This window comes from Pantoea sp. 1B4 (assembly GCF_016925765.1).
GTDB lineage: Bacteria > Pseudomonadota > Gammaproteobacteria > Enterobacterales > Enterobacteriaceae > Pantoea > Pantoea agglomerans.
This window is the reverse complement of the sequence record NZ_JAEUWZ010000001.1, coordinates 3662078-3684290: the sequence shown is the minus strand read 5'-3', so window position 1 is coordinate 3684290 and position 22213 is coordinate 3662078. Positions and strand designations below refer to the sequence as shown.

Sequence of the window (22213 nt, the reverse complement as noted above, 5' to 3'; positions counted from 1 at the left end):
AGACATGGTTAAGTTAGATAGAACAGATCACCTGATGCTGGCCCGCCAGCTCCTACACAGACGGTTGCTCTGATCCTCGCCGGCGGACGCGGCACGCGCCTGGTCGATTTAACGGCCAAACGTGCCAAACCGGCGGTGCATTTCGGCGGCAAGTTCCGCATTATCGACTTTGCCCTCTCCAACTGCGTCAACTCCGGTATCCGACGGATTGGCGTGATTACTCAGTATCAGTCTCATACCCTGACTCAGCACATCCAGCGTGGCTGGTCGATCTTCAATGAAGAGATGAATGAGTTTGTCGATTTGCTGCCAGCGCAGCAGCGATTTTCGACCGAACAGTGGTATCGCGGGACGGCCGATGCCGTGACGCAAAACCTTGATGTGATTCGCCGCTATCAGGCGCAGTACATCGTGATCCTTGCCGGGGACCACATTTATAAGATGGATTATTCACGCATGCTGCTGGATCACGTGGTCAACGAGGCGAAATGTACCATCGCCTGTTTACCGGTGCCGGTGCATGAAGCCACGGCGTTTGGCGTGATGGCGGTGGACGAAGAGAACATGGTGATCGACTTCGTGGAGAAACCCGCGAAACCGCCCACCATGCCGGGTGATGACACTCAGGCGCTCGCCAGCATGGGGATCTACGTTTTCAACGCAGACTATCTCTATGAACTGCTGGAAGAGGATCTGCAGACGCCAGGCTCTAACCACGACTTCGGCAAAGATATCCTGCCGAAAATCGTGGCAAGCGGCGAAGGCTATGCGCACTCCTTTGCGCTCTCCTGCGTACAGAACGATGACAATGCGCCGCCTTACTGGCGCGACGTCGGGACGCTGGAAGCCTACTGGCGCGCCAATCTCGACCTGGCATCGGTGATGCCTGAACTCGATATGTATGACGTCACCTGGCCGATTCGTACCCACATGGAGCCGCTGCCGCCGGCCAAATTTGTTCAGGATCGTTCCGGCAGTCACGGGATGACCATGAACTCGCTGGTCTCGGGGGGGCTGCATCATCTCCGGTTCAGTGGTGGTCAATTCGGTGCTGTTCCCGCGGGTACGCGTTAACTCTTTTTGCAATATAGATTCAACTGTACTGCTGCCTGATGTGGTAGTGGGCCGATCGTGTCGTCTGCGTCGCTGCGTCATTGATCGTGCCTGCGAGTTACCGGAAGGCATGGTCATTGGCGAAAACCCGGATGAAGACAGTCGCCGGTTTCACCGTTCGGATGAAGGCATCGTACTGGTAACCCGCGCCATGCTGGCCAGGCTGGCCAAAGCGGGGCTGTAAGCGATAAGCGAAACTTACGCAATCGGCACGCGGAGCGTGTCGGATAACTTAATGAGGTCGAGGATGCAGGTTTTACATGTCTGTTCGGAACTTTTCCCGCTGCTAAAAACGGGCGGACTGGCTGATGTAGTCGGGGCATTACCTCAGGCACAAATTGCGGGCGGCACGGATACGCGGGTACTACTGCCCGCTTTTCCCGCATTGCGCAAAGGCATACCTGATCTCCAGGTCGTGACAGAGCGAGAAACATTTGCCGGTCATGTACGTCTGCTATTTGGTGAATTTAACGGTGTGGGCATCTACTTGATTGATGCTCCCGGCCTCTACGATCGTCCGGGTAGTCCTTACCATGACGAATCGCAGTTTGCGTATGTCGACAACTATCTGCGCTTTGCGCTGCTGGGCTGGGTTGGCTGTGAACTGGCGTGCGGCATGGACGCGATGTGGCGTCCCGATATTGTGCATGCCCATGACTGGCACGCAGGCCTGACCTGCGCCTATCTGGAAGCGCGTGGTCGTCCGGCTAAATCGGTCTTCACCGTGCACAACCTGGCGTATCAGGGGCTGTTCATGGCGCACCACATGGAAGAGATTGGCCTGCCATGGTCATTCTTTAACATGCACGGGCTGGAGTTTTTCGGTCAGATCTCCTTCCTGAAAGCGGGACTTTTTTACGCCGACCATATCACGGCGGTCAGCCCGACTTACGCCCATGAAATTACCTCTGCCGAATATGCTTACGGCATGGAAACCCTGCTGGCACAGCGGATGCGTGAAGGCCGTCTTAGCGGCATTCTCAACGGCGTTGATCCCTCTATCTGGGATCCGGCGCACGATCTGCTGCTCAGCGCGCGTTATAACCGCGACACGCTGGAAGCGAAAGCGGAGAACAAACGCCAGCTGCAAGTGGCGATGGGTCTGAAGGTGGATGATAAAGCGCCGGTGTTCTGCGTGATCAGCCGTCTGACCAAACAGAAAGGGCTGGACCTGGTGCTGGAGGCGCTGCCCGGCTTGCTGGCGCAGGGCGGTCAACTGGTGCTGCTGGGCCAGGGCGATGCTGAACTGCAGCAGGGCTTCCTGGCGGCGGCAGCAGAGCATCCAGGCAGCGTCGGCGTGCAGATCGGCTACCACGAAGCGTTCTCACACCGCATTGTCGGCGGCGCAGACGTGATTGTGGTGCCGAGTCGCTTTGAGCCCTGCGGTCTGACACAACTTTATGGCCTCAAGTATGGTACGTTGCCGTTAGTGCGCCGCACCGGCGGGCTGGCCGATACCGTGAATGACAGCTCACTGGAGAATCTGGCCGACGGCATCGCCAGTGGATTCAGTTTTGAAGATGCAAACGCCTGGTCACTGCTTCGAGCTATCCGGCGCGCGTTTGTGTTGTGGTCCCGTCCTTCGCTCTGGCGCTATGTTCAGCGGCAGGCAATGGCGATGGACTTTAGCTGGCAGGTGGCAGCACAAGCCTACCGTGATCTCTACCAACGTTTGATGTAACGGATTGGGAAAACTGGATATGAATGCACCTTTCACTTACGCCTCACCAACGTTGACGGTTGATGCCTTAAAGCATTCGATTGCCTATAAATTGATGTTTACCATCGGCAAAGATCCCTCTATCGCCAATAAGCATGAGTGGCTTAACGCCTCGCTGCTGGCGGTGCGCGACCGGATGGTGGAGCGCTGGCTGCGTTCCAGCCGTGCTCAGCTTTCTCAGGATGTCCGGCAGGTCTATTACCTGTCGATGGAGTTCCTGATGGGCCGCACGCTGGGCAATGCGCTGCTGGCGATGGGGATTTATGACGATCTCAACCAGGCGCTGGATGAGATGGGACTGGATCTGGCCGAGCTGATGGAAGAAGAAAACGATCCGGGGCTGGGCAACGGTGGTCTGGGTCGCCTGGCGGCCTGTTTCCTCGACTCGCTGGCGACGCTGGGCATGCCGGGCCGTGGCTATGGCATCCGGTATGATTACGGCATGTTCAAACAGAACATTGTGGAAGGTGAGCAGAAAGAGTCGCCGGATTACTGGCTTGAATATGGTAATCCGTGGGAATTCCAGCGTTTCAATACCCGTTACAAAGTGCGCTTTGGTGGCCGCGTCCAGCACGAAGGTGCGAAAGTGCGCTGGCTGGAGACCGAAGAGATCCTGGCGATGGCCTATGACCAGATCATTCCGGGCTTTGACACCGACGCTACCAACACCTTACGGCTGTGGGGCGCGCAGGCCAGCAACGAAATCAACCTCGGCAAGTTCAACCAGGGCGACTACTTTGCGGCGGTGGAAGATAAAAACCACTCCGAGAACGTGTCGCGCGTGCTCTATCCGGATGATTCGACCTACTCAGGCCGCGAGCTGCGCCTGCGTCAGGAATATTTCCTGGTCTCCGCGACGGTGCAGGACATTCTGAATCGTCACTGGCGGATGCATCAGACCTGGGACAACCTGGCGGATAAAATCGCTATTCACCTGAATGATACCCATCCGGTGCTGGCGATCCCCGAACTGATGCGTCTGCTGATCGACGATCATAAATTCAGCTGGGACAACGCTTTTGACGTCTGCTGTCAGGTCTTCTCCTACACCAACCATACGCTGATGACCGAAGCGCTGGAAACCTGGCCGGTCGATATGATCGGCAAGATCCTGCCGCGTCACCTCAGCATTATTTTTGAAATTAACGACTTCTTCCTTAAGACCATTCAGGATCACTATCCCGATGACCTGGATCTGCTGTCGCGCATTTCGATCATCGACGAAAACGATGGCCGCCGGATACGCATGGGCTGGCTGGCGGTGGTGGTCAGCCACAAAGTAAACGGCGTTTCGGAGCTGCACTCCAACCTGATGGTACAGTCGCTGTTTGCCGATTTCTCCCGCCTGTTCCCTGGTCGCTTCTGTAACAAAACCAATGGCGTCACTCCGCGTCGCTGGCTGGCGCTGGCGAACCCGGCGCTGTCAGAGGTGCTGGATGAGGAGATTGGCCGCAACTGGCGCACCGATCTCAGCCAGCTGGGGGAGCTGAAGGCGCAGATCGACTATCCGGCGTTTATTGAAAAAGTGGCGGTCGCCAAGTATCAGAACAAGCGTCGGCTGGCCGACTGGGTGGCGAAGAATCTGGACGTGGTGCTCGACCCGAACGCGCTGTTTGATGTGCAGATCAAGCGCATTCACGAGTACAAACGCCAGTTGCTCAACGTGCTGCATGTGATCACCCGATACAACCGTATCAAGGCCGATCCGCAGGCGGATTGGGTGCCACGCGTCAATATTTTTGCCGGTAAAGCGGCGTCGGCTTATTACGTTGCCAAGCACATCATTCATCTGATCAACGATGTCGCCAATGTGATCAACAACGATCCGCAGGTGAAGAACAAACTGAAGGTGGTCTTCATCCCGAACTACAGCGTGAGCCTGGCGCAGATCATTATTCCGGCGGCTGATCTCTCTGAGCAGATCTCTACCGCAGGGACGGAAGCGTCCGGCACCAGTAATATGAAGTTTGCGCTGAATGGCGCGCTGACCATCGGTACGCTGGATGGGGCCAACGTTGAAATGCTGGATCACGTTGGTGAAGAGAACATCTTCATTTTCGGTAATACCACGCCGCAGGTCGAAGCCCTGCGTAAAGGGGGGCTATAACCCGCGTGACTATTATGAAAAGGATGAAGAGCTGCATCAGGTGCTGACTCAGATTGCTTCCGGTCTGTTCAGTCCGCAGGATCCGGGCCGCTACCGCAATCTGTTCGATTCACTGGTCAACTTCGGCGATCACTACCAGTTGCTGGCGGATTATCGCAGCTATGTGGATACCCAGGATAAAGTGGATGCGCTCTACCGTAAACCGGATGAGTGGCAACGCCGCGCGGCTAAAAACATCGCCGGAATGGGCTACTTCTCGTCGGACCGTACGATTCAGGAGTACGCTGATGAGATCTGGAATATCTCGCCAGTAAGGTTGTAAGGCGCGTGCAGTCAGGTTTCTGACTTTCTTTGCGGCCGAGGGATCGGCCGCACTCTCCTGTGCTCTCTTTGCTCACCGTCTATCCCGCACCTCTTTCAGCAGGTTCAGCCTCTTATCGCCTCTGCCTCCGTAAGTGCCTCTTGTGCGAGCCAGATCATTACACCCTGGCTGAGAATCGCTACTATGCGGGAAAGCAAAATGACCCTACAGGCAACAGCAGCAATGAGTGACAACATCAACCAGGAAATTACCTTCCGTAAACTCAGCGTCTTCATGATGTTTATGAGCAAGGGCAATATCGCCCGTACGGCGGAAGCGCTGGCGCTGAGCAGCGTCAGCGTGCATCGCGCACTGCATACGCTGGAAGAGGGCATCGACTGCCCGCTGTTTATCCACAAGGGCCGCAACCTGGTGCCGCTGCCTGCCGCCTGGACACTGCTGGACTACTGTCGCGATGTGACCACCCTGATGGGCAAAGGCATTGAAGAGGCGCGCAAAGTCGCAGGCATCGGCGGAGGGCGTCTGCGACTTGGCACGCTCTACTCCCTGACGCTGGAGACCATTCCCCGGCTGATCATGGGCATGAAGCTGCGTCGGCCCACGCTGGAGCTCGATCTGACCATGGGTTCTAATCAAATGCTGCTGAATATGCTGGAAGATGACGCGCTGGATGCGATTCTGATCGCCACCGATGACGGCGAACTCAGCGACGCGCATTTTGATGTGATTCCGCTGTTTGAGGACAGGATCTTTCTGGCCACACCGGCCGGTGAGACGCGGGACGGAGCTGGTCCGGTGGATCTGCGTGATTATGCCGACCGTGATTTTGTCTCGCTGGCTGAGGGGTTTGCCACCTATGCCGGTTCGCAGGAGGCGTTCCAGATAGCCGGATTTGAACCGCGCATGGTCACCCAGGTGAATGACATCTTCTCGATGATAAGCCTGGTACAGGCGGGCGTCGGCCTGGCACTGATCCCGGGACGGATGAAGAAGGTGTATGAAAACAACATTCAGCTGCTGACGCTCGCTGAGCCTTACCAGATGCGTCAGCAGATCTCGATTGTCTACTCACATCGCCGCGAACGGGATAATGACCTGCTGGCACTGGCGGCAGAAGGGCGGATGTACGCCCGCAGCCTTACTGACTCAGCCGTTTAACCAGATGGAGTGCAACCTCAACGCTGTTGCGCTCCAGACAAATCGCGTCGCCCTGCCAGCCCGCCTGAAGCGTCAGGCCGGTCAGCACATTGCCAGGCGGCATCTCAATCGCCAGTCGGGCATCGCGCTGATTGGCTGAAACCATCGCATCATTCCACTGCACCGTACGCGCCATATTAAAGGCAAGATCGTCGGCAATCTTCTCCGGCTCCCAAATCACGCGTCCGGTTGAACCGCTGAGGTAAGCGCAATGGGGACGGGAAAGGCTGACGGACCCGAACGCGCGCGCCAGTTCTGCGGCGGGCTTATCCAGCAGCGCGCAGTGCGACGGCACGCTCACCGCGAGTTTAATCGCTTTGCTGGCACCGGCATCCAGCGCTTTCTGCGCGACTACCGCCATATCCTCGTCGCGGCCAGCAATCACAATCTGCGTTTCCGCATTCAGGTTGGCAATATAGGTGTTGCTGCCGGGCAGCAGTTTTTCCAGACGACTCAGCGTCAGGCCGGTGATGGCGGTCAGGCCATATCCCTCCGGATAAGCCTGCTCCATCAGATCGCCGCGCAGCGCCACCAGCCGCAAAGCATCACTGAAATCCAGCGCGCCGGAAATCACCGCAGCAGGAAACGCACCAATCGACAGACCGCTGACGATATCGGGTTTCACCCCACGGCGAATCAGCTCGCGCGCCCAGGCGACACCGCAAATCAGCAGACTGAGCTGCACGGCGCGCGTGTGGCGCAGTGCATCGGCACTGTCGAGCTGGTCAGTCTCGTCGCCCAGCACTGCACGCACGCTGTTTAACAGGGCGTCGCCGTCGGGAAGGTGCTGTAACATCCCGGCACGCTGAGTGCCCTGGCCGGGAAAGGTAAAGAGTATTTTCATTGTAGCTCCCTGCTCCAGGGTGAAGCGGTCAGTATCGGCCCGGTAACGGTTTTAACTAGCGCGCGGCCTTCACGCAGCCATTCGATGAGGGCAAACGCGCCGGACGGCGTTTCTACCTGCGTATCGACCCGGCAGGCCAGCGTGTCGGTTTGCGCCTGCCAGCGTTGCAGCGTATCGCGCGCCAGCGGCTCTGGCGCGCGAATAACTAAATCAAGATCGCTGGCGGCATGCAGCGTGGGTTGCTGAGTTGCCAGTGCGTAACCGGTACTGCCGGTAATGCCCCAGCGCCACGGCCAGTCGTGCTCACTGAGGGCAATCGCCGCGCCGACCGGCGCATAAGCGGTAAACGGCGAGGCAAGCAACTGCGCACGCGCCGCCAGCATCTCCGGCGTGACAACGCGAACGATATCCGCTGCATTGACCCATCCGGCGGCGCGCTGTTCGCGGCGCTCGCCGCGCACACCCACCGGTATCAGCCCGGTTTCGCTCCGGTCGCGCCGAACCACGACCGGAAGGCCGGGATGCCAGAACTGACTGACCCAGCTCTCACTGATGGCGGCTAAGGCGTTGCCGTCTCGCAGCCAGAGCAGATCGTGGGGGCGCGGTACAGAGCTCATATTACATTCCTGATGTCAGCGTAATGAACAGCGGTAATGACAAAATACAGAGAATAGAGCTGAGCAGCAGCACAGCCTCTGCATCCGGCGACTGCACGCCAAAGCGGTTGCCAAACACCACCCCGAAGAAACCGGCGGAGAGCGCAATCATCAGAATGGCGGTAATTGCCACCGGACCGCTGAGACCCAATGCAAGTACCAGACCCCAGGCGATAAAGGGCTGAATCAGCAGTTTAGTTACCGTGCCGACGCCCACCACCGCGTTGAGTTTCAGTTTGCGTGCCGACAGGATGACACCGGTCAGGAAGAGTGCAGCGGCGGTGGCAGCCAGACCCAGCGGTTTGATGGCGGCCAGCACCAGATCAGGCATTTTAACGCCCAGCGCTGATAACACCACGCCAATCAACGGTCCCAGTACGATCGGTTTTTTCACTGAACGCCACATCAGAATCGGCAGCATGGTCAGGGTTGAACCGTGTTCGGTGCCGTCGGCAAACGCTTTTTCACGTTCCAGAATCAGCAGGCAAAGCGGTGTAAGCAGCACTGAACCACAGGCGATGGAGACCGCTACCGAGAGCGAGGTGGCGCCATTTTCACCCAGTACGCTGGCCAGAATGGGCAGGCCCAGCGCGGCGTAATTTGGCAGCGCCACAGTCAGTGTCAGCACAGCCGCATCCTGCGGTGACTTTTTGAAAACTTTTGTAGCCGCGAAATAGACAGCTCCATAGGTAATCCACATTGCGCCGGTAATAACCACAATCAGCGGCCATTGCGCCACGATGCCCGGCCAGGGCGTTTGTACCGTGGCACTGAACAGCGCGGCGGGCAGCGCAAAATCCATGACGAAAATATTCAGCAGAGAGACGTCTTTGTTGTTGACCATTCCGGCCTTACCGGCCCAGAAACCCAGAAGCATGATGACAAAAATCGGAGCAAGGGCATGAACAATTATATAAATCATAAATCACCTGTATTTAAGAAAGAATTTTCTGTTAACAGCGATGTTTATAATTCTGAACACGGCCACTGCCCCGGGGCGCACTTAGCAATGCGCCCCGTCAGACCGGTTTCGGCAGGTTTATTTTTTTATTTAATTACCAAGTTGCGCGCATCCGCTCGCGAACCAGGGAGGAGCTGTGGCGATTGGATGCGCCCAGCCGGTTTTTCAGGCTCGGATCCTGACGCGCATCGCTAATGGCTTTCTGCAAGGCGATCTCGACCATCGCCACATCGGCGTCAGAAGGCGCATCAGGATTAGCCACGTTCAGCAGATCGGAGAGCAGACCCAGCGTATGGAAGTTGCTGACGTCATAGGCCATCGGCGGAATGGTCGCCGCCAGTTTCTCCAGCGCCTCCACGGAACGCAGCGTGATACGCGCGGCGGACTCTTTACCCATCGCGTGCACCAGCACACCCTGATCGTTGAGCGCAATCAGGCGGTTGGCCTGATAACCGTGCGCCAGGAAGGCACCAGACATCGCTTTGCCAACAATCAGCCCAATCACCGGATGACCCGCAAGGCGTGCTTTGGCATAAGCGCCCGCAGCCCCGGCCAGCGCCTGATGAATACCGAACGCCTCTTCGCGACGGCCATAGGCCTGACTCGGCACGTCGATCACCGCCACAATCGGGCGTTTCACGTCGCTGTTCTTGTCCTCTTCCAGCGTTTCATTCACCACTTTCGCCAGCGTCCAGCCTTCCAGCAGACCGACTTCGCCCTGCGCGGCACGCGGATAGTGGTTTTGTGCATCGGGCACCACGGCGATAAAGCGCACGCTTTCGCCATTGAGCTGGCCGTCCGCCACCTGGACAGAGGCGCACAGGCCGCTGAGGCGCTGCGCATCAGGTGCAAGTTTTTCCAGCCAGGTTGCACCGCGGCTGTTTGTCTGGGTCATTATTTATCCTCCCGGGCGAAAAGCTGTTTAATCTGCGCCGTGTCCGCCTGCTGACGGGTGTCGAACTGTGTCAGACGTGGCAGGAAATCGGCATATTTATCGCTGCGGTGCTGCGCCGGAACGCCTTTGGCGATGCAGTCATTCATCGCACTCTTAACCGCATTGACGCCATCACCGACCAGCGCATCGACCAGGCCGCTGGCGTAGCGGATTTCACCGCCAGTCATGCTCCAGATAAACGGGCGATCGCGCGAGTCATACTCTTCAATGCCCGCTTCCTGCTCAATCACCTGCGGACCGTTCAGCCCCAGGCGCGCTTCACGCGTCACAATCAGGTAGCTGCACAGCGCAGCGGCGATGGACATCCCGCCAAAGCAGCCGACGGTACCGGCAATAATGCCGATAACCGGGGTATAGCGGCGCAGATCGACAATCGCGGCATGAATATCGGCAATCGCCGCCAGCCCCAGATTTGCTTCCTGTAAACGCACGCCGCCGGTTTCCAGGCAGAGCACCGCCTGAGTGGGTATTCCATTGCGATTGTCTTCGGCTGCCAGTTCCAGCGCCGCCGCCATTTTGGCACCGGAGACTTCGCCCATGCTGCCACCCTGGAAGGTGCCTTCAATGGCGATAACCACCGCAGGCTGACCGTTCAGCGTGCCGCGTGCCACCACCATGCCGTCATCTGACTGCGGCACCACACCCTGCGGGGCCAGCCACGGCGACATGATGCCTTCGAAAGGATCCAGCAGTTCGCGATAGCTGCCGTCGTCCAGCAGTGCACGGGCGCGCTCACGGGCGCGTAATTCAATAAAACTGGCATCGTTACGCATGGCTCACCTCCTCAAAAACCTGTTCAATACGGATACGCGCTACGCCGGGTGTCGCGCCGAAATCGTGAATAATCAGCTTTCCGGCAGGCAGACCGTTGGTTAAATTCAGGCGGTCAAACAGCGCCTTCCAGCGGGCGTCGCTGTTATCCAGTGAGGTGGTGATATCAATGCTAAGCGTTTGTCCTTCAGTTGCGGTGTACAGCACTTCCATATCACCGGAACCAACGACCCCTGCCAGAGCTTTACCGCTGAGTGAGCGGTTAGCAGGTAAAGATAATGTGATGTGTTCCATAATGGCCTCTAGAAATAAGAATGTTCAGGTGAACAGACCCGATCAATGAACAGCGTCGCGGCCAGCAAATCGGCGGCCCCGCCAGGCGAAGCGTTGAGCGACAGCATGCGCTGATCGAGCTGCGCCAGCGCCTTCTGGCCGCCTGCTGTGCGACAGCCGCCAGACAGCAGCACGGCGCGTGCTCCCTGCTGCATCGCTTTCAGTCCGGTCATACCGGCCCGTGACAGCACGCAGGTATCGCTGAGCGAGGTCATGATCGCCATCAGCGCATCAAGGCGGGCTTCATTTTCACTGGCACCCGTTGCACGACTGGTCATCAGTTGTGGCAGCGCCAGCTTCATCACGTGAGGAAACGCCTGTTGCGCCTCTTCGCGTGCGCCGGGCACCTGATAGCGGTGCGTCGCTTTTAACCCTTTGCTGAACAGTTTTGGTGCGGCGCGGTCGGGCAGGCTGGCCAGCGCGGCTGCGGTGCGGGTCAGCTGGTCGGCACTGGCCGCGCCACCGTGCATGGCTGCAGCACTGACCAGCAGTCCCAGCGCCCAGATCGCACCCCGATGGGTGTTGACGCCGCCGGTTGCCGCCATCATCTGCTGTTCACCGTCACGGCCCAGCCGACCCACCGTTTCGCGCAGGGCAATATCAGCAGGGCGCAGCCAGCTGTGACGGGCCAGCGCCAGAAAGGTCGGCACAAGGCTGTGAGCGGAACGCTCCATCAGCGCCAGCGTCAGATCCTGATGCGCGCCGTTCCCCCCGACTGTCTACCAGACCCGGCTTGGGGCTTAGCCGCGCTTCATCGGTCAGACAATCGCGCGCAATCGTCGCCAGCTGGCTGGCCTGCGCCTCGGTTTGAGTCTGCGACAGAAGTTTCATTACCAGCTCCGGAATTTTGCCGGTGGGTTATAAAGACCACCCGACCATTCCACCAGGTCAGAGACGCTGCTGGCGGCGAGCAGTGAGCGGGTCGCATCTGAACGACGAATGCCCATATCTTCCGGATAGACCACTTTGCCGCTTTTACGCAGGGCCGCCACGCGCGCCGCATCGACGCCAAGGCCGATATCGGTGATGCCGGCTACCGCAGCGACCATCGCACGGCGCTCTTCAAGGCTTTCCGCGCGATAGAGATAGGCAATACCCTCTTCGGTCAGCACGTGGGTGACGTCATCGCCATAGATCATCACGGGTGCCAGCGGCATACCGGTCGATTTCGCCACTTCAACGGCATCAAGCGTTTCAACAAAGGTCGGTTTGGCACCGGCCTGGAAGGTTTCCACCATCTGAACCACCAGTTTTTTACCGCGCTGCATCGGATCCGGTTCGGTGATCATATTGAGCCATGCAGGCGTGGCATGACGTCGGCCGTGCGGATCGTGGCCCATATTAGGCGCACCGCCGAATCCGGAAAGGCGACCGCGGGTCACGGTTGAGGAGTTTGCCAGGCCATCGACCTGCAGGGTGGCGCCGATAAACATATCCACCGCATACTGACCTGCCAGCTGACAGAAGGCGCGGTTAGAGCGCATAGAGCCGTCGCTGCCGGTGAAGAAGATATCGGGACGGGCGCGAATGTACTCTTCCATGCCCAGTTCGCCACCGAAGCAGTGCACGCTCTCAACCCAGCCGCTCTCAATCGCCGGAATCAGCGTCGGATGCGGGTTAAGGGTCCAGTGCTTACAGATTTTGCCTTTCAGGCCGAGTTGTTCGCCGTAGGTAGGCAGCAGCAGTTCGATCGCGGCGGTATTAAAACCGATACCGTGGTTAAGTGACTGCACCTGATGTTCGGCGTAAATGCCTTTAATCGCCATCATCGCCATCAGGATATGTTCCTGCTTAATCAGGCGCGGATCGCGGGTAAACAGCGGTTCGATAAAGAAAGGTTTATCGGCTACGACGATGTAATCGATCCAGGAGCCAGGAATATCGACGCGGGGCAGGTCGGTCTCGTCATCGACCAGCTCATTTACCTGGGCAATCACGATACCGTCACGGAACGCGGCGGCTTCCACCAGGGCAGGCGTATCTTCCGTACTCGGGCCGGTGTAGAGGTTGCCTTTGCGGTCAGCTTTATAACCGGCAATCAGCGCGACGTTTGGACTCAGATCGACATAGAGGCGGGAATAGAGTTCGATATAGGTGTGGATTGCGCCTATTTCCAGCTGACCATCTTCTAACAACTGAGAAATACGCAGACTTTGCGGACCGGAAAAAGAGAAGTCGAGTTTACGCGCAATGCCTTTTTCGAAAATATCCAGATGCTCACTGCGACCCACGCTCGGCATAATCATATGCAGGTCGTGTACTATCGCCGGATTAACCTCAGCCAGGGTACGTGATAAAAAATCGGCCTGCTTCTGGTTATTCCCTTCCAGTACCACCCGGTCGCCCGGTGCAATCAGTTTTTCAAATGCTTCTACAGCTCTTTCAGTAGGAATGACTTTGCCATCAACAGGGAAGGATGCCAGACGACGCGCTTTTTCACTGCGGCGTGTGTTCCATTCCCGGGCAGGCGTTTGGCCTGTGTTCATTTCAACCTCCTGATTAAAATAACGGTTGTTTCGTTTTTACTGAGGAAAGTTTGTGCTTTCTGATGACGTCGTTCAATTAAGCAAAAAGCCTGAACGTTATATTTACAGTAACAATAGGATGTGAACGTTTTGATATGCGAAGCAGAAAGAGTTGAGTTTAGGCGCTGACCAAAAATGTGATCGCATAAACGGATTTCTGTATAAAAAATGGTTTGAGCCTGGCATTTTTAATAAAAAAGTTCGTCCTACAAAAATAAACTCTGCTACACGCTGAAAAGCGCAACCTGTTGGATCAGCACCCGGATTCACCGACCCGCTATCGCAGACATAAAAAAAGCAGGCCGAAGCCTGCTTTCTGATTCTTTAGTTAGTTACTGTCCGTTTATGATGCCAGCGACAGGGCGGGTTTAGCTTTCGCTGCCAGCCACTCGGTGACTCGCGCCTGCTGCTCTTTGGTCAGCCACATGCCCTGTTTGGTACGACGCCAGATAGCATCATCCAGCTCACGAACCCACTCATGCTGCACCAGGTAGCGTAATTCTGCTTCGTAAAACTCGTGACCGAAGTTCTCGCCCAGATCGTCCAGGCTTTTCGCGCCAGCCAGCAGGGTTTCAGTGCTGCTGCCGTAGGTGCGCGAGAAGTGGCGCGCCATATTTTCACTGATAAACGGATAGCGACGACGCAGGCTGGCCGCATAATCTTCACGGGTGCCGGAGATATTTCCGCCTGGCAACACGCAGTTCTTCGTCCATGCCGGGCCCGCGTTCGGGTAGTACTTCGCCAGTTTCTCCAGCGCATGTTCTGCCAGCTTACGGTAGGTGGTCAGCTTGCCGCCAAACACCGACAGCAGCGGAGCCTGACCATTATCGTCGCGCACATCCAGGGTGTAATCACGGGTGATCGCCTGTGGCGAATCGGATTCGTCATCACACAGCGGACGGACACCGGAATAGGACCAGACGATATCGTCAGCGGTCAGCTGCTTTTTAAAGTGTCCGTTGAACACTTTCAGCAGATAGTCGGTCTCGCTGTCATCAATATTGACGTTTTTCGGATCGCCTTTGTACTCGACGTCGGTGGTACCGATGATAGAGAACTCATCCATCCACGGGATGACAAACACGATGCGGTTATCTTCGTTCTGCAGAATGTAAGCCTGCTTTTCGGTATGGACGCGTGGCACCACGATGTGGCTGCCCTTGATCAGGCGAATACCGTAAGGCGATTTCAGCTTCAGGCTGTCGTCGAACAGCTGTTTGACCCACGGGCCGGCAGCATTGACCAGGCCTTTCGCCTGCCAGGTAAAGGTTTTACCGCTGTCGACATCTTCCGCTTCGACCTTCCACAGGCCGCCTTCACGCCAGGCACGGGTCACGCGGGTGCGGGTACGGACTTCGCCGCCACGCTTCACGACTTCCTGTGCGTTCAGTACCACCATGCGGGCATCATCGACCCAGCAGTCAGAATATTCGAATCCGCGCGTAATTTCCGGCTTCAGGGCCGAATCCGCGCCAAATCGCAAACTTTTACTGCCTGGCAGACTGGTACGCTTGCCAAGATGGTCATACATAAACAGGCCGGTGCGAATCATCCACGCCGGACGCAGATGCGGACGGTGCGGCAGACGGAAGCGCATCGGGAACGCCAGATGCGGAGCCATTTTCAGCAGCACTTCACGCTCGGCCAGTGCTTCACTGACCAGACGGAATTCGTAATGTTCAAGGTAGCGCAAGCCGCCGTGAATCAGTTTTGAACTGGCAGAGGAGGTCGCGCAAGCCAGATCCCGCGCCTCCAGCATTAACACCGACAGTCCGCGTCCTGCAGCATCTGCTGCAATGCCGGCACCGTTGATGCCGCCGCCGATCACGATCAGGTCTTTGGTTTCCACGTCATCTCCTCCGATGTTCGGAATAGTTCACTAATGTTCGTTTTCGAGCATAATCATAATCGCAAACCAACATTGACGCCAGCTTTTAACCAGGTAAAAACATTTTTGCGTGATATAGCTAACATTCTGCCCACCAAAAAAAACCGATAGCCGTAACGATTGTCAGGTTATCGGCGTGGATTCTCGGGTTACACTACGCGCTATTGTGACGCTGTTATGAGAGATCCCATGGAAACGTTCGAATGTATTGATGTGCAGCAGGCGCAGGCGCGTCTGGCGCAGGGTGCGCTGCTGGTAGATATCCGCGATCCGCAAAGTTATGCCCTGGGTCATGCGGCCGGTGCGTTGCATCTGACCAACACCAACCTCAGCGATTTTGTCAGTGGTGCCGATCACAGCCTGCCGGTGCTGGTGATGTGCTATCACGGCAACAGCAGCAAAAGCGCGGCACAATATCTGCTGGGACAGGGCTTCAGCGCGGCGTACAGCATTGATGGCGGCTTTGATGCCTGGCGTGCTGCCTTTCCTCAGCAGGTTGCCCTCGGCAGCGAATAGATTGCCGCTCGTCACATGGAGAGTTACTGATGCGCATTACCCAATTTAATCAGCCCCGCATGGCGCAGGCCTTTGTTGACTACATGGCGACGCGGGGCATCACGCTGCGTATTGAGCATGAAAATCACTACGTCATCATGCTGGATGATGAGAGCAAGATTTCACTGGTCGAAAACGAACTTCAGCAGTTTTTGCACGACCCTAACCATCCGCGTTATCAGGCCGCCAGCTGGCACAGCGGAAAAACTGACAGTGGCCTGCGCTATGAGCGCAGCAATATCTGGGCGAATATCCGTGAGCGTGCCGGTCCGCTGACCATGACGCTGATGGTGCTCTGTATCGCGATATTTATTCTGATGCAGGTCATGGGCGATCGTACCGTGATGGCCTGGCTCTCCTGGCCGGATGCCGATCAGCATCTTCAGGTCTGGCGCTGGTTCAGCCATGCGCTGCTGCACTTTTCACTGCTGCACATTCTGTTTAATCTGATGTGGTGGTGGTATCTGGGCGGCGCGGTTGAGAAGCGACTTGGCAGCGGCAAACTCTTTGTCATCCTGCTGATTTCGGCTCTGCTCAGCGGCTGGCTGCAGGCGAAGTTCAGCGGCATCTGGTTTGGTGGCCTGTCGGGCGTGGTCTATGCCCTGATGGGTTACTGCTGGCTGCGCGGGGAGCGCGATCCCGACAGCGGCGTCTATCTTGAACGGGGATTGATCGGTTTTGCGCTGGTCTGGCTGGTGATTGGCTGGTTTGGCGTCTTTGGTCTGGCTATTGCCAACGCGGCGCACGTCGCCGGTCTGGTGGTCGGACTGGCGATGGCGCTGGTGGATACGCGTAAAGTCACGCGTCGTTAGACAGGATTATGCGGGTTAACAGGAGAGGAACGTGAAGCAGACGCAACGTCATGACGCGATTATCGATTTAGTCCGTCGTCAGGGATATGTCAGTACTGAGGAGCTGGTGGATCATTTTGAGGTCAGCCCGCAAACCATTCGTCGCGATCTCAACGATCTGGCCGATCAGAACAAAATTCAGCGTCACCACGGCGGCGCGGCGCTTCCCTCCAGCTCTGAGAATACCGCCTGGCACGACCGTAAAATGATGTGGTCAGCGGAAAAAGCGCGGATTGCCCAGCGCGTGGCCAGCCAGATCCCGGATGGTGCTACGCTGTTTATCGATATCGGCACCACGCCGGAAGCGGTGGCGCATGCGCTGCTCAACCACAGCGATTTGCGCGTGGTCACCAATAACCTTAACGTCGCCATGCTGCTGATGGATAAACCCGATTTCCGGGTCATTATCGCGGGCGGTGAAGTGCGGACCCGCGATGGCGCGGTAATGGGTGAAGCGACGCTCGACTTCATTTCTCAGTTCCGGCTCGACTACGGCATTCTGGGGATCAGCGGCATCGATATGGATGGTTCGCTGCTGGAGTTTGACTATCACGAAGTCCGCACCAAGCGCGCCATCATTGAAAATTCACGCTGCGTGATGCTGGTGGTGGATCACTCGAAGTTTGGCCGTAACGCCATGGTCAACCTCGGCAACATGAGTCTGCTTGACTACCTCTACACGGACAAAACGCCGCCTGCCAGCGTAATGAAGGTGATTGAGCAGCATGAGGTTCACCTCGAACTCTGCTGATTTCTGCCACGCCAGCCTCCCGGCTGGCGTTTTTCTTTGATTGCTGTCGCTTTTTTCCTCACTCCCGTCTTTACTTAACGGTTGCTGGCACCCGGTTGCCAGCCCGTGCGCTTTCTATTTTTGCTTCACCTCATTGCGTAACAGAAGGGAGTGATATGCCGCAGCAAAAATTTAATAAAGCCCGTTTTAATGCCGCCTTTACCCGCCAGTGGCAACAGTTAAGTCTCCGTTCCGCCCAGCAGATGACCCCGCACCAGGCGTGGCAGGCGGTCAGCGCGGCGCTGGCGGAGCTACTGGACGCACAACCGGCACCGCGTCCGGCTGTGCAGCAGCGTCACGTTAATTACCTCTCGATGGAGTTTCTGATTGGCCGTCTGACCGGCAACAACCTGCTCAATCTCGGCTGGTATAACGATGTCAAAGCGGCGCTGGCTGAGCACGAGTTCGATTTAACGGAACTGCTGGAGCAGGAGGTCGATCCGGCGCTGGGCAACGGCGGGCTGGGACGACTGGCCGCCTGCTACATGGATTCGATGGCAACGGTGGGGCAGTCCGCCACCGGCCACGGACTGAACTACCAGTATGGCCTGTTCCGCCAGTCTTTCGATGATGGTCAGCAGATTGAAGCGCCCGATGACTGGCAGCGTGAACGCTATCCCTGGTTCCGCCATAACGCGGCGCTGGATGTGGAAGTCGCGATGGGTGGCCGGGTAGAAAAGCAGGAAAACGGCGGTGTACGCTGGCTGCCCGATTTTACGCTGCGCGGCGAGGCCTGGGATTTGCCGGTAACCGGCTACCGCAACGGCGTTACGCTGCCGCTGCGTCTGTGGCAGGCAGTGAGTGCGCATCCTTTTGATCTCACGGCGTTTAATGACGGCAATTTTCTGCAGGCGGAGCAGCCGGGCATCGAGGCGGCAAAACTGACCAAAGTGCTCTATCCCAATGACAACCATCAGGCCGGCAAGCGGCTGCGCCTGATGCAGCAATATTTCCAGTGCGCCTGTGCGGTGGCGGATATCCTGCGTCGTCACCATCTGGCGGGACGCAGCATTCACAGCCTGCCTGACTTCGAAGTGATTCAGCTCAACGATACACATCCCACCATCGCCATCCCGGAGATGCTGCGCGTGTTGCTGGATGAGCATCAGCTGAGCTGGGATGAGGCGTGGCAGATCACCAGCCGGTTGTTTGCCTACACCAACCACACGCTGATGCCGGAGGCGCTGGAGCGCTGGGATGAGAAGCTGATGCGCAGTCTGCTGCCGCGCCATATGCTGATCATCAAAGAGATCAACCAGCGGCTGAAAAAGCAGGTGAAGCAGCGCTGGCCGGATGACAAAGCGATGTGGCACAAGCTGGCGGTGGTCGCTGACGGTCAGGTGCGGATGGCGAATCTCTGCGTCGTCAGCGGCTTTGCGGTCAACGGCGTGGCGGCGCTGCACTCAAGTCTGGTGGTCAGCGATCTTTTCCCGGAATATCACCAGCTCTGGCCGCAGAAATTCCACAACGTCACCAACGGCATCACGCCGCGCCGCTGGCTGAAGCAGTGTAATCCGGCGCTGGCCGGGCTGATTGATGAGACGCTGAAAACCGAGTGGGCCAATAACCTTGAGGCGTTAAGCGGTCTGGAGGCGTATGCCGACGATCAGGCGTTTCGTCAGCGCTATCGCAGCATCAAACAGCAGAACAAAGCGCAGCTTACGGAGTATATCGCCCGCCACACGGGGATTATCGTGAACCCGGCCGCGCTGTTCGATGTGCAGATCAAACGGCTGCATGAGTACAAGCGCCAGCACCTCAGCCTGCTGCATATCCTCTACTGCTATCAGAAAATCTGTCATAACCCGGAGGATGTCACCTTTACGCCACGGGTGTTCCTGTTCGGTGCCAAAGCCGCGCCGGGTTATTACCTCGCCAAAAATATCATTTACGCCATTAACAAGGTGGCGGAGGTGGTGAACAACGATCCACGCGTCGGTGACCGACTTAAAGTGGTGTTTATCCCGGACTACCGCATCACCGTGGCCGAACTGATGATCCCGGCGGCCGATCTCTCAGAGCAGATCTCCACCGCCGGATATGAAGCCTCCGGCACCGGCAACATGAAGCTGGCGCTGAACGGTGCGCTGACGATTGGCACGCTGGATGGCGCCAATGTCGAGATTGCCGAACAGGTGGGTGAGGAGAATATCTTTATCTTTGGTCACACCGTGGATGAGGTCAAAGCGCTCAAGGCGAAAGGCTATAACCCGAAAAAGGTGCGTAAGCAGAACAAGCCGCTGGACGATCTACTGAAATCGCTGGAGAAGGGCAAATTCAGCAACGGGGATAAACATGCGTTTGACCTGATGCTGGAGAGCCTGACGAAACATGGCGATCCCTGGCTGGTGCTGGCCGATTTCCAGGCCTATATCGAGGCGCAGCAACGGGTGGAAGCCCTGTGGCGCGACCCGGAAGGCTGGACCCGCGCCGCCATCCTCAATACGGCACGAACCGGCATGTTCAGTTCGGACCGGTCAATTCGTGACTATCAGCAACGTATCTGGCAGGCACCGCGCTAAGGAGCAGCAATGAAGCAACATTCACTCGGTCAGGCCGCCCGTGCCGCGGGAATTTCACTGGACTACATCAACGTCAATGGCGAGAAAGAGGCGATCAGCGATGAGACCCTGCAGGCGCTGCTGGCGGTGATGGATGATCCGCAGGACGCAAAAAAATCGCCGCTGCCGCCGGTCGCGGTGTTCAGCGGCAGTGGCAAGCGACAGCTGACGCCACAGGGCAGCGGCGTTTACCGCTGGCAGTTGCAGACTGAAAACGGCAAACAGCACAGCGGCGAGTTAACCGCCAGTGAGCCTTTTACACTGCCTGGCCCGCTGGCGCAGGGGTACCACCAGCTCACACTCAGTAAGGGCAAAAAAAGCTGGCAGACGCGGATTATCGTCGCGCCGCGCCGCTGCTATCTGCCTCCGCCGCTGGAGGCGGGGGAAAAACGCTGGGGTGCGCTGGTGCAGCTCTACACCGTGCGCTCTGAACAGAACTGGGGCATCGGCGACTTCGGCGATCTCGATCAGCTGCTGGTGCAACTGGCTGAACGCGGTGGCGATTTCGTCGGGCTGAATCCGCTGCATGCGCTCTATCCCGCCAGCGCCGGTTTCGCCAGTCCGTATAGCCCGTCGTCGCGCCGCTGGCTGAACGTAATCTATATCGACGTCAGTCAGGTGGCCGATTTTCAGCAAAGCGCGGCGGCACAGAAGTGGTGGAACAGCGCCAGAACCCGGAAGGCGCTGACCAAAGCGCGTGAGGCGGAGCTGGTTGACTACGAGGCCGTAATGGCGCTTAAGCTCGCTGCGCTGCGGCACGCCTGGGCACACTTTCAGACGCGAGACAGCCAGAGCGAAGAGCATCAATCCTGGGCGGCCTTTGTGCATGAAGGCGGCGACAGCCTGCGTTATCAGGCCGCCTACGACGGCATACAGCTGGAGCGGCGGGCAGACAAGGCGCAGCAGGGCGGCTGGCCTGCGTGGCCGGAAGGGTGGCGCAACAGCCAGTTGCCGGAGGTGCAGCAGTGGTGTGCACAGCATGAAGAGGAGATCGCTTTCTGGCAGTGGCTGCAATGGCTGGCGCAGCAGCAGTTCTCTGGCTGCTGGACGCACAGTCAGGCGCTGGGCATGAGCGTCGGACTCTATCGTGACCTGGCAGTGGGCGTGGCGGAAGGCAGCGCGGAAACCTGGCACGACCCGGAGCTTTACCGCCTCAAGGCCTCGGTGGGTGCGCCGCCTGACCGCCTCGGTCCGCTGGGACAAAACTGGGGCTTACCGCCGATGGATCCGCATGTAATGAAGGCGCGCGGCTACCAGCCATTTATCGACATGCTGCGCGCCAATATGCGCGACTGCGGCGCGTTGCGCATCGATCACGTGATGTCACTGCTGCGTCTGTGGTGGGTGCCTGCCGGGGAGACGGCGGATAAAGGCGCCTATGTGGCCTATCCGGTCAACGATCTGCTGGGTATCCTGGCGCTGGAGAGCCACCGGCTGCGCTGCATGGTGATTGGTGAAGACCTTGGCACTGTGCCCCAGGAGATTGTCAGCCTGCTGCGTAAAAGTGGCGTCTTTTCATGGAAGGTGCTCTGGTTTGAGCAGGAGAAGGATGAGCGCTATCGCGCGCCGCAGGACTATCCGCGCCAGTCTATCGCCAGCGCCAGCACGCACGATCTGCCTACGCTGACCGGCTTCTGGGAGCAGGGCGACCTGGCGCTGGGTGAGAAGATTGGCCTCTATCCGGGCGATGCGGTGAAAGCGTTACATCAGCAGCGCGCCGCGCAGAAGCAGGCGCTGCTGGATGCGCTTCATCAGGCGGGCGCCTTACCGGCACGCAGCCAGAAGAAGGCAGAGAAGCTCACCATGACGCCTGCGCTGAATCGGGCAATACATCGCTTCCTGGCGGATACCGACAGTGCGCTGCTTGGCCTGCAGCCTGAGGACTGGCTTGGCATGACCACGCCGGTCAACGTCCCGGGCACGGTGGAGCAGTACCCTAACTGGCGACGCAAGCTGAGCAAAACGCTGGAGGAGATCTTTGCGGACAAGGAAGTGAATGCACTGCTGAAGGTGGTCAGCCAGCAGCGTCAGTCAGGACAGAAAGAGCAATAACAGAAGCGCGGC

At 57.8% G+C, this 22213-nt stretch carries 15 protein-coding genes and 3 pseudogenes; 9 read left to right on the top strand and 9 right to left on the bottom strand.

Annotated elements, in window-relative coordinates; all coding sequences use genetic code 11:
- Positions 1–4 precede the first annotated feature (4 nt).
- From glgC to JNO11_RS17730, 4 genes and pseudogenes are all read left to right on the top strand, one after another.
- Positions 5–1297, top strand: a pseudogene (gene glgC, locus JNO11_RS17745) (glucose-1-phosphate adenylyltransferase).
- A 63-nt stretch (positions 1298–1360) separates the two neighbouring features.
- Positions 1361–2794: a glycogen synthase GlgA gene (gene glgA / locus JNO11_RS17740; RefSeq protein WP_010253243.1), complete on the top strand. Its 1434-nt coding sequence runs from the start codon at positions 1361–1363 to the stop codon at positions 2792–2794.
- A 19-nt stretch (positions 2795–2813) separates the two neighbouring features.
- Positions 2814–5262 (top strand): annotated as a pseudogene (gene glgP, locus JNO11_RS17735) (glycogen phosphorylase).
- Positions 5263–5484: 222 nt separating this feature from the next.
- The gene (locus JNO11_RS17730) at positions 5485–6420 is read left to right on the top strand and encodes a LysR family transcriptional regulator (RefSeq protein ID WP_010253237.1); all 936 of its coding nucleotides are present in this window, start codon (positions 5485–5487) and stop codon (positions 6418–6420) included.
- Here the strand turns inward: JNO11_RS17730 and mdcH are convergent.
- From mdcH to glpD, 9 genes and pseudogenes are all read right to left on the bottom strand, one after another.
- Complete coding sequence (mdcH, locus tag JNO11_RS17725) at positions 6401–7303, bottom strand: malonate decarboxylase subunit epsilon (protein ID WP_010253234.1); 903 nt, start codon at positions 7301–7303, stop codon at positions 6401–6403. The genes JNO11_RS17730 and mdcH overlap by 20 nt on opposite strands.
- On the bottom strand, positions 7300–7920 hold the full coding sequence (locus tag JNO11_RS17720; RefSeq protein ID WP_325177541.1) for a malonate decarboxylase holo-ACP synthase: 621 nt from the start codon (positions 7918–7920) through the stop codon (positions 7300–7302). The genes mdcH and JNO11_RS17720 overlap by 4 nt, the downstream gene beginning before the upstream one ends.
- A 1-nt stretch (position 7921) precedes the next feature.
- The gene (locus JNO11_RS17715; protein ID WP_010253228.1) at positions 7922–8881 is read right to left on the bottom strand and encodes an AEC family transporter; all 960 of its coding nucleotides are present in this window, start codon (positions 8879–8881) and stop codon (positions 7922–7924) included.
- Positions 8882–9014: 133 nt separating this feature from the next.
- Positions 9015–9815 (bottom strand): biotin-independent malonate decarboxylase subunit gamma, encoded by an 801-nt coding sequence (gene mdcE / locus JNO11_RS17710; RefSeq protein ID WP_115387102.1) that lies wholly within the window; start codon positions 9813–9815, stop codon positions 9015–9017.
- Positions 9815–10648 carry a biotin-independent malonate decarboxylase subunit beta gene (locus JNO11_RS17705; RefSeq protein ID WP_031592682.1) on the bottom strand — a complete coding sequence of 278 codons (834 nt, stop codon included), beginning with the start codon at positions 10646–10648 and terminating at the stop codon, positions 9815–9817. The genes mdcE and JNO11_RS17705 overlap by 1 nt, the downstream gene beginning before the upstream one ends.
- Positions 10641–10940: a malonate decarboxylase acyl carrier protein gene (mdcC, locus tag JNO11_RS17700; protein ID WP_010253220.1), complete on the bottom strand. Its 300-nt coding sequence runs from the start codon at positions 10938–10940 to the stop codon at positions 10641–10643. Before mdcC ends, JNO11_RS17705 begins: the two co-directional genes overlap by 8 nt.
- Positions 10941–10948: 8 nt before the next feature.
- Positions 10949–11810 (bottom strand): annotated as a pseudogene (locus tag JNO11_RS17695) (triphosphoribosyl-dephospho-CoA synthase).
- Positions 11810–13465: a malonate decarboxylase subunit alpha gene (gene mdcA / locus JNO11_RS17690; protein ID WP_010253213.1), complete on the bottom strand. Its 1656-nt coding sequence runs from the start codon at positions 13463–13465 to the stop codon at positions 11810–11812. Before mdcA ends, JNO11_RS17695 begins: the two are co-directional and overlap by 1 nt.
- Positions 13466–13847: 382 nt before the next feature.
- Positions 13848–15353 carry a glycerol-3-phosphate dehydrogenase gene (glpD, locus tag JNO11_RS17685; protein WP_010671548.1) on the bottom strand — a complete coding sequence of 502 codons (1506 nt, stop codon included), beginning with the start codon at positions 15351–15353 and terminating at the stop codon, positions 13848–13850.
- Between the two features lie 228 nt (positions 15354–15581).
- Here glpD and glpE point away from each other — a divergent pair, with 228 nt between their 5' ends.
- From glpE to malQ, 5 genes are all read left to right on the top strand, one after another.
- Positions 15582–15908 (top strand): thiosulfate sulfurtransferase GlpE, encoded by a 327-nt coding sequence (gene glpE, locus JNO11_RS17680; RefSeq protein ID WP_033759026.1) that lies wholly within the window; start codon positions 15582–15584, stop codon positions 15906–15908.
- Between the two features lie 29 nt (positions 15909–15937).
- Positions 15938–16759, top strand: coding sequence for a rhomboid family intramembrane serine protease GlpG (gene glpG / locus JNO11_RS17675; RefSeq protein ID WP_010671549.1), 822 nt, complete (start codon positions 15938–15940; stop codon positions 16757–16759).
- A gap of 31 nt (positions 16760–16790) precedes the next feature.
- Positions 16791–17549 (top strand): DeoR/GlpR family transcriptional regulator, encoded by a 759-nt coding sequence (locus JNO11_RS17670; RefSeq protein ID WP_010253201.1) that lies wholly within the window; start codon positions 16791–16793, stop codon positions 17547–17549.
- A 155-nt stretch (positions 17550–17704) separates the two neighbouring features.
- Positions 17705–20110, top strand: coding sequence for a maltodextrin phosphorylase (gene malP, locus JNO11_RS17665; protein ID WP_064691040.1), 2406 nt, complete (start codon positions 17705–17707; stop codon positions 20108–20110).
- A 9-nt stretch (positions 20111–20119) separates the two neighbouring features.
- A complete protein-coding gene (gene malQ / locus JNO11_RS17660; protein WP_325177540.1) occupies positions 20120–22201 on the top strand; it encodes a 4-alpha-glucanotransferase in 2082 nt (693 codons plus the stop codon).
- Positions 22202–22213: the final 12 nt, after the last annotated feature.